The organism is Bacillus atrophaeus (assembly GCF_001584335.1).
GTDB classification, from domain to species: Bacteria; Bacillota; Bacilli; order Bacillales; family Bacillaceae; genus Bacillus; species Bacillus atrophaeus.
Genome location: NZ_LSBB01000001.1, coordinates 778736 through 792609 on the forward strand (window position 1 = coordinate 778736; position 13874 = coordinate 792609).

The window sequence follows — 13874 nt, forward strand, 5'->3', positions numbered from 1 at the left end:
AGATGATGTGTAAACAATGCTTATTTGTTGTTTACTGCATCTTTACCGTCGTAGAGATGCTTTTTTAATACATCCACAGGAGGAAGTTATATGAAAAAGTTCGCGGGGATATGGACAGCGCTTGTCTTGACAGCCGTTTTGATGACGGGTTGCAGCGGAGCTGACAGCCAAAGCGGCTCCAAGGCAAAACAGGAGCCAGGATCTTCTGAAGCGTTCCCGGTTAAAATTGATGATGCCTCAAAACAAGACGTCACCATCAAAACAGAACCGAAAAAAATTGTCTCTCTTATGCCGAGCAACACAGAAATTACATATGCCCTCGGGCTGGGTGACAAGGTAATCGGCGTTACGAAAAACGATACCTATCCGAAAGAAGTCAAAAAGGTTGAAAAGGTCGGAGATATGAACGTTAATGTCGAGAAAGTCATTTCTCTCAAGCCAGACCTTGTCCTTGCCCATGAATCGGCGATATCAAGCTCTGCGGACGCTATGAAACAGTTGAAAGACGCGGGTATCACCGTCTTGACCGTAAATGACGCACAATCGTTTCAAGAGGTATACCAATCAATTGAAATGATAGGGGAAGCAACCGGTGCTGAAGATAAGGCTGAAAAACTAATCAGCAGTATGAAGTCAGACTTGCAGGAGATTAAAGACAAAGCGAAAACCATTTCTGAAAAGGATGAAAAAACGGTATTTGTCGAGGTGTCTCCTGCCCCAGAAATCTATACCACGGGAAAAGACACGTTTATGAATGAAATGCTGAATGTCATCCACGCGAAAAATGCAGCATCTGGCCAAACCGGCTGGGTGCAAATGACAGATGAAGCGATCGTTAAGCTGAACCCTGACGCGATCGTCACAGCTGACGGAGAAAAAGCGGCAGATGTGGAAAAACGCGATGGCTGGAATGTGATAAATGCAGTGAAGCATCATAACGTTTATAATGTTGATCCTGATCTGGTTACACGTTCCGGCCCCCGCTTAATTGAAGGGGTCGAAGAACTTGCGGAAAGCATTTACCCTGACACGTTTACAAAATAATCGCTTCGCAGCGTATATGATCAGCCTGCTGTTTCTGGCCGGCAGTATATTGATGGGAATCTCTATCGGCAGTTTAGAGATTCCCGTTTCTGTCATTCTTCGTATTTTTTGGCATGAAGGGTTGGGGGGTGCGGCAGGTTCATATGATCCGATGTATACCAATATTATGATGAACATCCGTCTGCCGAGAGTCGTGCTGGCAGCGCTTGTCGGTGCTGCTCTTTCATTAGCCGGCGCAGCTTTTCAAGGGCTTCTGAAAAATCCCCTTGCTGATCCCTACACATTGGGCGTCTCATCAGGAGCTTCCGCCGGTGCGGTGATGACATTGTTTTTCGGTTTGCAGCTTCCTATGATCGGCGGCTTTACACTGCCGGTTATAAGTGTCGCGGCTGCATTGGCGACCATGTTAACCGTTCTCTCCTTCAGCCGGCTTATCCATGATTCCATGTCCGTTTCAACTCTCATTCTGACCGGGATCATCACAAACTCATTTCTGGGCGCTCTGATCTCGCTTGTGATTGCTCTGACGGGGGATGACCTGCTTCCGATTGTCCATTGGCTGCTTGGAAGTGTGTCGATGCGGGGCTGGCGCTATGTGATCTTATTCCTGCCTTTTTTTCTGACAGGAGCGGTGTTATTGATCCTTAATGGAAGAGAGCTGAATGTCATGACATATGGAGAGGATAAGGCCAGAATGCTCGGTGTCAGCGTTCAGCGGAGAAAAATCATCATATTGATTGCCGGCTCCCTTCTGACGGGGAGCGCTGTCGCTGTATCGGGGACGATCGGCTTTGTCGGCCTGGTTATTCCGCATATTACAAGGCTGATCTGGGGAACTGACCACCGGCATTTGCTTCCGCTGTCTGCTTTGATCGGCGCGGGTTTTCTCGTTCTTGCTGATGTGGTCTCACGGACTTTAATTGAGCCAGTTGAGCTGCCTATCGGAATTATGACAGCTTTGGCCGGGGCTCCGGTCTTCGCACTCATTCTTTTACGCCAGCATCGCGGAGGAAAAACGCATGATTAAAGTATGTAACCTGTCGGGAGGATATGGAAGCCAGCGTATCATAAAGAATATAAGTTTCTCTGTTGAAAAAGGCGAATTTCTCGGCATTCTTGGTCCTAATGGCAGCGGAAAAACAACACTTTTAAATGCAATGGCAGGCACTCTGCCGGCGGCGGAAGGGTCCGTTCATCTGGCCGGAAAGCCTGTTGCGCGGTACAAACCGAAAGAGCTCGCGCAAATCATGGCGGTTTTGCCGCAAAAAACGAGCCAAACCTTTACCTTCACCGTAAAAGAAACCGTTTCGTTCGGCAGATACCCCTTTCAAAAAGGGTTATTCAGACAGATGGACGAAAAAGATGAAGCGATTGTTCAAGAAGTGATGGAGCAGACGGGGGTGGCCTTATTCGCGCAGAAGTCCATCCGTGATCTGAGCGGGGGAGAGCAGCAGCGGGTTTACTTGGCTCAGGCCTTGGCCCAACAGCCGGATGTTTTGTTGTTAGACGAACCGACCAATTTTCTTGATATGTCGTATCAAAAGGAATTGCTCGATTTAGTAAAGCGGCTTACGAGAGAAAAAGGGCTGGCTGCTGTCGGTATTTTTCACGATGTGAATGCGGCCAGTCTGTACTGTGACTGGTTGTTGTTTATGAAAAAAGGAACGGCGGGCCAAAAGCGAAAACCAGAGCACGCCATGACTGAACGGCAAATTAAAACGGTTTATGATACGGAAGTAAATACATTAGTCCATCATGAATCACCTAAACCGTTCATTGCCATAAAACCCGAGCAGCCAGTACTTAAGAGGCCTGAAATCATACCCTTTGCATCTTTATTGAAATCGGAACGGGACTGCCTCCTCTTACAAACAGAGACGCCGCTCCGCGTGCTGTCCGCTTCCGGCATTGGGTCGGGTTTTTCATGGAGCCGGACATTTATACAAAAGCAGATGCCGGCCCATACGAAAGAAGAGTTAGCCGCTCTGCTGACGGCTGAGGGCTTTACTCTCCAAGAAACATGCGCGATGGCTTCTGCTGACAAGCCTGGCCAGCCCGTATGCCGGACATTTGAAGATGGAGACCTGTCCGTTTGTATTTCCGTATCGTCCCATTTCACGATTTGGATGTTCATAAATGGTTATCTTTCAGACGAAGCCTTTGTGCGTGCTGTAATGACAGCGGGAGAAGCCAGAGGAAAAGCCCTCGGCGCTGGTGAGCAAGCAGCGGATGGAGGCGTACTCATAGCGGCCTCTCAGGAAAACGGGCTTGCATCGAAAACAGCCGGCGAAGAGCGGCTCATGCAGTTGATCCGCTTTGGAGCAAACGAGTGTGTGAAAGAGGCGGTAAACAGGTTGAAATAAAAAAACGCTGAAAAGGTGGAATGCGTGTTGAAACTTTATACAAGAACAGGTGACAAGGGGCAAACAAGCTTGATTGGCGGAAGAGCGGATAAAGACAGTCTGAGAGTGGAGAGCTATGGAACAGTTGACGAGCTGAACAGCTTTGTCGGACTTGCGTTGGCTGAGCTTTCAGAACATCAGGGCTTTGATGATTTAAAGGCAGAGCTTCTTACGATTCAGCACGAACTGTTTGATTGCGGCGGGGACTTGGCGGCAGTTATGGAAAATAAAGAGTGCAAGCTAAAGGCAGAAGCGGTGGCCTTTTTGGAAACGCGTATCGACGCTTATACAGCAGAAGCCCCCGCCCTTGAGAAGTTTATCCTTCCCGGAGGCTCCAAAGCGTCCGCCCTCCTTCACACAGCGCGTACGATTACGAGAAGAGCGGAACGGCAGGTCGTTGCGCTGATGAAAAAAGAAGACATCCATGAAGTGACCCTCCGATATCTCAACCGTTTATCTGACTACTTCTTCGCTGCTGCACGAATCGCAAATGCGAGGCTCGGCATTGCCGATGTGGAATATGAAAGAAGCGCCATCGTTTTTGGAAAAAGAAACAGCGCCGAATTATAAGCTTCAAAAAAAAGCCGGTATACCGGCTTTTTTCTATGTGTGGCATATCCGTCTCTCTCTACCTTTGTCAATTCTCTCCCTTTTATGACAATAAAATGAACCTTATGAATTATTGACTGAAAAGTGGGAAAATGAGATATTGTAAGGAGTTGTAAAATATAGGCAATCGAGGGGGCTCTGATAGATGGTGAAATTCATTGATGGGGAAAGCATCTGGAAGAGAAATTTCAACTATCTTTTTTACTCCAGACTGGTAAAGATATCCGCAGACAGCTTTGCGTTTAATTCAATTTTATGGTTGTTGATTTATGATGGGGAAGGTGCGATCGGCACGGCCCTTCTTATCGCCGTCACCTTTTTGCCAGAAGCATTTTTAGCCCCGATCACAGGGCCTTTTATGAAAAAAAACACGCTTAAATTCTGGATGTACTTTTCAGATATAACGAGAGCGGCAGTTGTACTTATAATTCCTATATGTTATTTCAATGGTTTTTCTCCTTTATGGTTCGTTATGGCACTTATGATCTTACATTCAGCGACAGGCGCTGCCTACAACCCGGCATCCGTTGCCATTATTCCGCAAATCGTAAACGAGCAGGGGATTCAAAAAGCGAATGCATTGCTGCAGTCTTCCGCCCAAATTGTTAGGCTCGGCGCTTTTACGATATGCGGAGCTATCCTGACTTTTATCGGCCCTGCGTATACGATGCTCTTTGCCCTCATCCTTTACCTGATTTCAGGCTTTTTAGTTCTCTTTATTAAATATAAAGCGGTTCAGACAAAAACGATGGATCTGCCGGCAGCCACGCAAAGAGGTACATATTTTGGCAGATTAAAAAGAGGCTTTGTTCTTGTAAGAAAACATCAAATTCTATATCCGTTGGCGATTTATTGTATCTTCATGAACTTAGCAGCCGCTCCGTGGGAGGCGTTAAGCGCGGTGTATGTGGCAGAGGAGTTAAACAGTCTGCCGATCACGTTTTCTCTTTTAAAGGCAGTCACATCCGGCGGTGCGTTTTTAATGGGATTCCTCCTTGCGAAAGTGAAAGTGAACAAATACGGGCTGCTTTTTGTAACAGCCGGTATCATAGAAGGAATCGCCTTCTTTATCACAGGAATGAACACGTTTTTGCCGCTTGTATTCCTCGCCGCATTTGCATTCGGGGCTGCGGTAAGCGCGATCAATGTTCCGGAATACACCATTATCCAAACGTCCGTGGATGAAGAAGATCAGCCTCAGGTATACGCGGTCATCCATATGATCTCGAATCTATCGCTTCCCGCCGGCGCCATTGCCTGCGGATATGCTGCAAATGCCTTTGGTTCCGGGAAGGTTATTGCCGTCGGGGGCGCGATTGAAATTCTCGCGGGAATCGGAATTCTGCTGTTCACCAAGCTTGCCAAAGCCCAACGCTCTGATTTAATAAGAGAAAGAGAAGCAAGCGTACATATATAAATATTCAAGGCGCCCATGCAAAAGCATGGGCGTTTTTTGTTTAGGGTCCTGCACAGAATACGACTCTGGTCTTATGACAAAATCAATCTCTGACTCGTTTTGCCGCTTCTGCAATTTGTTTATAGTAAAGACATGGAATACGAAAGGAGGATCAGCATGAACATAAACGTAAAAACAGCAGGCGGATTTCTATTAATCGTATTTGGGATTTCTGTCTTTTTCGGAGGAGGCAATTTTGCCTTTATCATCCCGCTCGCGATCGGCGGTTTGTTGTTATATGCAGGAATAAAAAGATTCGCCAAAGGCAAAACCGTCACAGGGATCATCTTCGGCGGAATCGGCGCCATGATGCTTGTCAGTTCATTGCCGTTTTTGGTCGGAATCGCTCTGGCGGCGGTAATGGTCTACTTCGGCTGGAAGATGATGAAAAACGGTTCAGACGAAAGCCGTACAGCATCCTTTGACCCAGAGCCTGCTTCAGCAGCTTATGAATCTAATTTTGACGCCGAATGGGAAGAATTTTTGAAAAAAAAGTAACCAAATAGGAGGAAATATAATGGTTTTAAAAAGAATAAGAAACATGTTTGTCGCATCTGTTAATGAAGGTCTGGATAAGCTGGAGAATCCGAAGGTTATGCTGAATCAGTATGTCCGTGACATGGAAAGTGATATCGCAAAAGCAAAGCAAACGATTGTCAAACAGCATACGATTGCCCATCAATTTAAGAAAAAATATGAGGAAGCAAGCCAAACGGCTGGTAAACGTAAAAATCAAGCACAGCTGGCTTTTGATGCAGGCGAAGAAGAGCTGGCGAAAAAGGCGCTTACAGAAATGAAATACTTGGAGGGCAAGGCGGCCGAACATAAAGCATCCTATGAGCATGCCGAGCAACAATTGGCAGAACTGAAAGAACAGCTCAGCACGCTTGAAGTCAGACTTCAGGACGTGAAAGACAAAAAGCAGGCGCTTATCGCCCGCGCTAACGCGGCAAATGCCAAAGAGCATATGAATGCGTCATTCGACAAAATTGACAACGAAAGCGCGTACCGCGAATTTTTGAGAATGGAAAATCGAATAGAAGAAATGGAAGTGCGCGCGAATTATTCTCAGTCAGCTGAAGCGGGAACAGAATACAGCCGGACTGAATTCGCCGGAGAAGTTGAAGCGGAACTTGAGAAAATGCGTTCTCTCTCATTAAAAAAAGCGGAACAAACATCAGCAGTAAATGAATAATGGTACACAGCGGGGAAGGGTTTTGAAAAAAGTCCTTCCCCAGATGTACGTATCAATTACAGGCCTTTTCCCTTATAATAGAATGAATGAATAAAAAGGATGAAAAATAAATGAAAAAAATGTTTGGCAAACTGCTGATTGTTGCGGGCGTTTTTATTTTTGCAGCTATTATGATGAAAGACGTGCTTGCTGAACGATTTTCTCCATTAGAAGGAACAGAAGCAGAATCAGCGAGCGCGTCGCCGCATGAGATTAACAGCATGACGATTTCCGCAGAAAACATTCATGTACATGTCATTGCGGAAGAGCGTAACGACATTTCGGCAAGCATAACAGGAAAATCCGGGAAACTTTATGTAACGGAAAACGGAAAAACACTGGGGCTGACAGCAAAGGAAAAGGGATTTCAATTTCTGAATTTCTTTCATCAGTCCTCTCTTGTTGTCCGGGTTCCGTATGCCTATAAAGATGAAATTCTCGTTCGCTCATCCAGCGGCGATATAGATCTTGATGGAAACGGAAGCTTGGCTCTCCGGGATTTGAGCGCAAAGTCATCGAGCGGAAATATGACGTTTAAGAATGCAAAAATCAATGACCTTGAAGTGAAAGGCTCTTCAGGAAATACGGTTTTGTCAGAGCTTGAGACCAAAACGGCAAGCATACGCTCTGCATCCGGCAATGCCAGCCTGGCCAATGTGACAGGATCTCTTGATGTGCAGATGTCATCAGGAAATCTCAATGCCTCGTTTCAGGAAATCAACTCCCCCGCATCTCTCAAGCTGGCGAGCGGCAATGTTAAAATGTCGCTTCCTGAAAAAGGTGATTTTACAGTGAATGCCGCAACTACAAGCGGGAATATTAATCCATCGTATTCGTTTGATGATAAAAATCTTGATCAAAACAAACTGACAGGAAAACGGGGCAGCGGAAAACAGCAGATTGAGATTAAAGTGACAAGCGGGAATGTTACAATCCGGTAGCAATCTGGCAGTAGAAAGGAGGCGGAACAGCTGAGAATGACAAAAAAACAGCTTCTTGGACTTATTATTGCTCTATTTGGCATCAGTATGTTTTTACAAATTATCGGCATCGGAGATTTACTCTTTTGGCCGCTCTTTTTTCTGATTGCCGGTTATTTTCTGAAAAAATATTCCCGCCACTGGCTTGGATCTGTCATGTATATCTTTGCCGCTTTTCTTTTTTTGAAAAACCTGTTCAGCATTACGTTTAACCTATTCGGCTATGCCTTCGCCGCTTTTTTAATTTATGCCGGCTACAGGCTTGTCAAAGGAAAAGCCGTGTTTGAGCAGGATAAGAAAATCAATTTGGACAAAAAGGAGAAACAGCCTGAGTCCTCCGGCCAAGCCGATTATAAACAGACGGAACTGAAAAGCTTTTTTATCGGTGAGCTGAGACTGATGAAAAATCCGTTTGACCTGAATGACTTAAATGTTTCTGGTTTTATCGGCGATGTGAAAATTGATTTATCGAAAGCCATTATTCCGGAAGGTGAAAGCACTGTCGTCATCAGCGGAGTGATCGGGAATGTCGATATTTATGTACCGGCTGATCTTGAGGTATCTGTCAGTTCTTCTGCCTTTATCGGAGACATTGATCTTATCGGATCGAAAACAAGCGGCATGAGCACAAAGCTGTATGCGGCTTCACCTGATTACAGCCAAGCAAAACGGCGGGTCAAAATATCGATTTCCTTATTTATCGGTGATGTGGATGTGAAATATTTATGAGGAAAAAAATACTCGCCAATATTCAATGGCGTGCAATCCGCATGACAACAGGAATCAGCCTGCTCTTATGTGCCGCCTTAATCGGGCTTCTTCTGTTTTATTATCAGCTTGATCCCGTACTGTTATTATCATCCGGCTGGTTCGGCATTCCGTTTATTTTGATTTTGCTGCTTATCAGCCTTGCTGTCGGCTTCGCATCGGGGTACATGTACGGCAACCATTTGAAAACGAGAATTGATAAGCTGATAGAATCAATTTTAAAGTTTGAAAACGGCAATTTCTCGTATCGGGTGCCGCCGCTTGGAGAAGACGAAATCGGCCTTGCCGCTGATCAGCTGAATGAAATGGCGAAACGGGTGGAGCTGCAAGTCGCTTCTTTGCAAAAATTGTCAAATGAACGGGCCGAGTGGCAGGTGCAAATGAAGAAGTCCGTTATTTCAGAAGAACGGCAGCGGCTAGCAAGAGATCTCCACGATGCCGTGAGCCAGCAGCTCTTTGCCATTTCGATGATGACGTCCGCTGTTTTGGAAAATCTAAAGGAAGCGGATGATAAAACAGTCAAACGGATCAGAATGGTAGAGAACATGGCGGGAGAGGCCCAAAATGAAATGAGGGCGCTGCTTCTCCACTTACGACCGGTCACCTTAGAAGGAAAAGGATTAAAGCAAGGCTTAATCGAACTGTTAAACGAATTTCAAGCAAAGCAGCCGATGGATATAGAATGGGATATTCAGGACACGGGAGTTTCAAAGGGTGTGGAAGACCATTTATTCAGAATTGTCCAAGAGGCGCTTTCTAACGTGTTCAGGCATTCAAAAGCCTCTAAAGTCTCAGTGCGCCTCGGATCAAAAAATCGGCAGCTTCAGTTGAAGGTCATTGATAATGGCGCGGGTTTTACGATGGATAAGGTGAAAACATCCTCGTACGGCTTACATTCAATCAAGGAACGGGCAAGTGAAGTCGGCGGAGTCGCGGAAATCATATCAGTAGAAGGGAAAGGAACACAAATCGACGTAAAAGTCCCGATTTTCCCAGAAGAAAAAGGAGAGAACCGACAGTGATTCGAGTGTTGTTGATTGATGATCATGAAATGGTCAGAATGGGTCTTGCGGCTTTTTTAGAAGCGCAGGCGGATATTGAAGTGATAGGCGAAGCCTCAGACGGAAGCCAGGGCGTACAGCTTGCCGTGCAATTGAAGCCGGACGTCATTTTGATGGATCTTGTGATGGAGGGAATGGACGGAATCGAAGCCACAAAACAAATTTGCGGCGTGCTCGATGATCCGAAAATTATTGTGCTGACAAGCTTTATCGACGATGACAAAGTGTATCCTGTCATCGAAGCGGGAGCGCTCAGCTATTTGTTAAAAACATCAAAAGCGGGAGAAATCGCCGACGCCATTCGGGCAGCAAGCAAAGGAGAGCCCAAGCTTGAATCGAAAGTGGCGGGAAAGGTTTTATCCAGACTGCGCCATTCAAATGACAGCGCACTCCCGCATGAAACATTAACGAAAAGAGAGCTGGAAATACTCTGTCTCGTGGCAGAAGGCAAAACGAATAAAGAAATTGGTGAAGAGCTGTTTATCACAATAAAGACCGTAAAAACCCATGTCACCAATATTTTATCAAAGCTAGAAGTCGCCGACCGGACTCAAGCGGCTGTCTATGCCCATCGGAATAAACTCGTCAAGTAGACAGGCCGCGCTTTCAAGCCATGCGGCGCTTCATTTATTGCGTGACACCTTTTGTCCCGAAGTCTCTGACAATCACCTTCACATGGTACTCAATATCTGATTCGCTGAATACTTGATCCCATTTTTTTGAGATTTTTCGCCACTGTTGAGGATAATGAATTCGCACTTGGTCTCCTAAACCGGTTATATCGGTTTTAATATCATCTTGCAGCAGAGTGATAAACTCTGTCACTTGAGCTTGGATTTGTTTCTTTGTCGCTTCCTCAATCTCTTTTATATACGAATCCTGAAACGAGTTTTCTTTCGGGTTCCAGTCCTCTGACAAGCGCCCTTCCACTTCTCTGTTCACGACGAATTTAAATTTTCCGTCCCGATATGAGGTTTTAATGCTTTTGTGGCTGGAATAGACTTCGTAGGAAAAAAGCTCCCCATCATGTTGGGCGTCAATTACACCGCCTTTCACTTCTCCAGTAAACAAATTCATGGCTTGCACCTGTCCGGGGGACAAATCAGCATGCCAGTACTTGTTTTTAATAACAGAGGCTCCATCAACTTCAATTTTGCCAGCTTGGACACCCACGCGAGGAATAACAAATGAATCTCCTGCCGTCATTTTCTTTGAAACATCCCCTAATGTGACAGCCTCCATCATTCTGATAGTCACCTTATTATTGTCTGTTAATTCGTAGATAACGTTAGAAGCAGGATCGCCCTCATCGCTGATTTTTAAGATGTCTTTTGCTTTGTCAGCTACGACAAATACATGGGAGCTTCGCCTTGTTCCGTTATCTCTTACAAACTGATTAAGAAGCGCATCCATTTGAATATCATTGGAGAGCAGCTTCTTAGACATCAAGATCACGCGCAAATGCTGAGAGAAGGAAGGGCGATTTTTTAAAGCTGCCGTCCTGAAAACTTGATGGACGGTTTCCCCTTGGGTCGTGGAGATTTTCGTCGGATCTCCTGAAGAGGATTGCTGAGCGCTTATTTTTCTAGGAATTAATATTTGCTGTGAAATTTCCAGATTCTTGCCGTTTTCCGGTTTATCAAGCCCCAGCCCGATAATTAGGCTTAAATCCTCAATGTTGCGGCTGTCCCAGCAGCCGGTTAACAGAATTGTGCACAAGATGAATAAGAGGATGGGTTTTCTCATTGCGCTTTCAGCCTCCTTTTCAATGCGACCAATAGAAATGTAACAAAGGGCATTACAAACAACCCTAAGAAAACATAGCCCAGATAATCACTAAACGCCATAACTTGATTCGCATCTTTGGGCCATAGAGAAATGAAAAAAGTGACAACGGAGATGATGAAGATTCCCGTTTTATTAGAAGATCTGAACACTTTTTTCAGACCGGATGCTGCAAAAAACGTGTACATCACATAAGTGGTGAAAAATTGAATGATCCAAACGATAAGCAAAAATGACTCAAATCGTTCAACAAACAGCCCCTTTGTTTCAAAGGATTGAAATAGGGTGATCGTCGGCCAAATAATGGATACGACCTCAGGGACGGACAACGAGCCGACCACAATGACATAAGTGATGATGTATAAGAAAATCGGAATGGAAAATCCAATTGCCGATGACTTAAACATCTGTTTTCTTTTTTTCATATACTTAGGCAAAAACAGCATAACCTCCACACCTAAGAAAGAAACGGAGACGATAGTAAGGGAATTAACAACAGAGCTCATTCCCTGTCCAAGCACAGGCCGCATATTATTAATGTCGAATATTTGTAAGCTGAATGCAAACACAATCAGCAGTATGATAATTGTCACTGTTAAAAAGAAAGGAAAAAGTCTTGATATATCACTCATTCCGCCAATCATTAAATAGATGCCGCAAAAGATAAAGCTTAACAGGATGACCTGAATGGGCGTGTTTTCAAGCAGAAAGAATTTCACCATTTCAGCCATTGCCCTTGCTTCAAAACTGGCGACGCCAATAAAGTAACCCGTAATTCCCAGATTCAGCAAACTGCCCAAAAAACGGCCGAATCCTTCTTGGACATAATCAAAGTAGGATTCATATTGATGTTTTTGTATGATTTTTGTGTTTAAGAAAATGAGAAATATAAAAATCAGACCTTCCAGCATTAAGACAATCCAGCCGTCCGGGGAGTTTGCTTTTGCCGTAAGCGTTCTTGGCAGTGACAGGAGCCCCGCGCCGAGCATGGTGTTTGAAATAATGGCTGTTGCTTCATAACTGTTGATTTTAGTTGGAGTCTTCTTGTGGCTCATTTGCATCATTCGCCTCTTTTGGTTCATTTTTTGTAGGAAGCCGGAAAATGGAATCATTGGCGTTTTTTAAACTGAAAAATCCATTAGGTGAAAAATAGGGTGAGCCAAAGCTTCTTTGCCTTGTTAAATGTGTATAAATAACCAGCATAAACAAAATGATGCCGTACAGGCCGAGAGTAGCCGCGGTAATCATAGAAATAAACCGGAGCACACGGAAGGAGAGCCCCATTCCGTATTGCGGAACTGTAAAAGAAGCAAGCGCGATGATACTTACTACAATCACCATGATGGAGCTGACCAGGTTTGCTTCAACCGCGGCTTGGCCGATGACGACTCCCCCGACAAGGCCGATGGTCTGGCCGAGCGGATTAGGAAGCCGAAGTCCCGCTTCCCGCAAAAGCTCAATTGTGATCTCCATCAGCATGGCTTCAATGATAGGCGGAAACGGAACATTTTCTCTGTTAGCTGAAATTGTGACAGCAAGAGAAGTCGGCAGCAGCCCTTGCTGAAACGAAACGAGAGCGATATAAATCGATGATAAAAACAAGGTGAGAAAAATAGAAACAAATCGCAGTGTTCTGATGAGAGACGCGGAGATCCACCGTTCATAATAATCATCAGGTGACTGCATCAGAACGCCGAGAGACGCCGGCACAAGCAGCGCAAACGGAGAGTTGTCTACAAAAATCGCCACACGACCATTAAAAAGGGCGGAGGAGACCTTATCCGGCCTTTCCGTATTTTGAATTTGCGGAAACGGTGAATATTTATTGTCTTCAATCAGCTCTTCTAATGTGCCGGAATCCTGAATATCATCTAATTTCACTTCTTTGAGCCGGCTTTTTACATCCTCGATGACGGACTTCTTCGCTTTGCCTTCAATGTACATAATGGTGGCGTATTTGAGCTTGTTTTTTCCTATGAGCATTTTTTTGACAACAAGCTTAGGGTGATTCGTCCTTTGTCTGATCAGAGCGACGTTTGTGTCTGTATCTTCTACAAAGGCAACCTTTGGGCCCCTGACCACCTTTTCAGATGTAGGCTCCGTCAAACTCCTGACCTTTTTTTTGCTTGCTGATAAAACATAAACTTCATTCAATCCGTTCACAAATATAACGCAATTGCCTCTGAGCACGGAATTCACCGTATCCTTAACCGTCATTACGGGGCGGGCATCGATTTGGTCGAGGCGGTTTTTTAACTGATCCAAAGTGAGTGTGTCTTCATCCTTTGTCAGTGTCTTGACTGCGTCCTGCACTTTGCTTTGATCAATGAGTTCGCTAAAATACATATAGTAAAATACAAGCCCGCTGGCGAGCATTTTTTTATTTTGAATCAGATCGTCATTTTGATTTAAATCAGGAAGCACCAATGCTAAATTGTCGTGAATATATTCTTTAAACTCAGAGTGTTTCAACGCGCTCACCTCTTGTCGCAAATCCTTATTAGAGGTTATCTTTTCCTGTTAAAAAAATGCTAT

Annotated in this window: 13 protein-coding genes and 1 pseudogene; 11 read left to right on the plus strand and 3 right to left on the minus strand. The window is 44.9% G+C overall.

What is annotated here, in order from left to right; genetic code table 11:
* Positions 1–90: 90 nt before the first annotated feature.
* The 11 genes and pseudogenes from AXI57_RS03840 to liaR all read left to right on the plus strand — a co-directional run bounded on the left by AXI57_RS03840 (position 91) and on the right by liaR (position 10147).
* A complete protein-coding gene (locus AXI57_RS03840) occupies positions 91–1044 on the plus strand; it encodes an ABC transporter substrate-binding protein (protein ID WP_003326966.1) in 954 nt (317 codons plus the stop codon).
* Positions 1007–2071: a FecCD family ABC transporter permease gene (locus AXI57_RS03845; RefSeq protein WP_061669286.1), complete on the plus strand. Its 1065-nt coding sequence runs from the start codon at positions 1007–1009 to the stop codon at positions 2069–2071. Before AXI57_RS03840 ends, AXI57_RS03845 begins: the two co-directional genes overlap by 38 nt.
* The gene (locus AXI57_RS03850) at positions 2064–3407 is read left to right on the plus strand and encodes an ABC transporter ATP-binding protein (protein WP_061669287.1); all 1344 of its coding nucleotides are present in this window, start codon (positions 2064–2066) and stop codon (positions 3405–3407) included. The genes AXI57_RS03845 and AXI57_RS03850 overlap by 8 nt, the downstream gene beginning before the upstream one ends.
* Positions 3408–3434: 27 nt before the next feature.
* Positions 3435–4016 carry a cob(I)yrinic acid a,c-diamide adenosyltransferase gene (locus tag AXI57_RS03855; RefSeq protein WP_061669288.1) on the plus strand — a complete coding sequence of 194 codons (582 nt, stop codon included), beginning with the start codon at positions 3435–3437 and terminating at the stop codon, positions 4014–4016.
* Positions 4017–4200: 184 nt separating this feature from the next.
* A complete protein-coding gene (locus AXI57_RS03860; protein WP_061669289.1) occupies positions 4201–5472 on the plus strand; it encodes an MFS transporter in 1272 nt (423 codons plus the stop codon).
* 156 nt (positions 5473–5628) lie between these two features.
* Positions 5629–6009, plus strand: coding sequence for a hypothetical protein (locus tag AXI57_RS03865; RefSeq protein ID WP_003326971.1), 381 nt, complete (start codon positions 5629–5631; stop codon positions 6007–6009).
* Positions 6010–6028: 19 nt separating this feature from the next.
* Positions 6029–6706 carry a stress responsive protein LiaH gene (gene liaH / locus AXI57_RS03870; protein WP_061669290.1) on the plus strand — a complete coding sequence of 226 codons (678 nt, stop codon included), beginning with the start codon at positions 6029–6031 and terminating at the stop codon, positions 6704–6706.
* A gap of 110 nt (positions 6707–6816) precedes the next feature.
* The gene (gene liaG / locus AXI57_RS03875) at positions 6817–7686 is read left to right on the plus strand and encodes a LiaG family protein (RefSeq protein ID WP_003326973.1); all 870 of its coding nucleotides are present in this window, start codon (positions 6817–6819) and stop codon (positions 7684–7686) included.
* Between the two features lie 36 nt (positions 7687–7722).
* Positions 7723–8454, plus strand: a complete 732-nt coding sequence (gene liaF / locus AXI57_RS03880; protein ID WP_061669291.1) for a cell wall-active antibiotics response protein LiaF — start codon at positions 7723–7725, stop codon at positions 8452–8454.
* Positions 8451–9534, plus strand: a pseudogene (gene liaS, locus AXI57_RS03885) (two-component system sensor histidine kinase LiaS). The gene liaF and the pseudogene liaS overlap by 4 nt, the downstream one beginning before the upstream one ends.
* Positions 9512–10147, plus strand: a complete 636-nt coding sequence (liaR, locus tag AXI57_RS03890; protein WP_003326976.1) for a two-component system response regulator LiaR — start codon at positions 9512–9514, stop codon at positions 10145–10147. Before liaS ends, liaR begins: the two are co-directional and overlap by 23 nt.
* Positions 10148–10181: 34 nt before the next feature.
* Here the strand turns inward: liaR and AXI57_RS03895 are convergent, their stop codons facing one another.
* From AXI57_RS03895 to AXI57_RS03905, 3 genes are read right to left on the minus strand one after another with little or no spacing between them, the layout of a single operon-like run.
* Entirely contained in the window at positions 10182–11300 is a 1119-nt protein-coding gene (locus AXI57_RS03895) for a Ger(x)C family spore germination protein (RefSeq protein ID WP_061669292.1), read from the minus strand.
* Complete coding sequence (locus AXI57_RS03900; RefSeq protein ID WP_061669429.1) at positions 11297–12394, minus strand: spore germination protein; 1098 nt, start codon at positions 12392–12394, stop codon at positions 11297–11299. The genes AXI57_RS03895 and AXI57_RS03900 overlap by 4 nt, the downstream gene beginning before the upstream one ends.
* Positions 12369–13811, minus strand: a complete 1443-nt coding sequence (locus AXI57_RS03905; RefSeq protein ID WP_061669293.1) for a spore germination receptor protein GerAA — start codon at positions 13809–13811, stop codon at positions 12369–12371. The genes AXI57_RS03900 and AXI57_RS03905 overlap by 26 nt, the downstream gene beginning before the upstream one ends.
* Between the last annotated feature and the right edge of the window lie 63 nt (positions 13812–13874).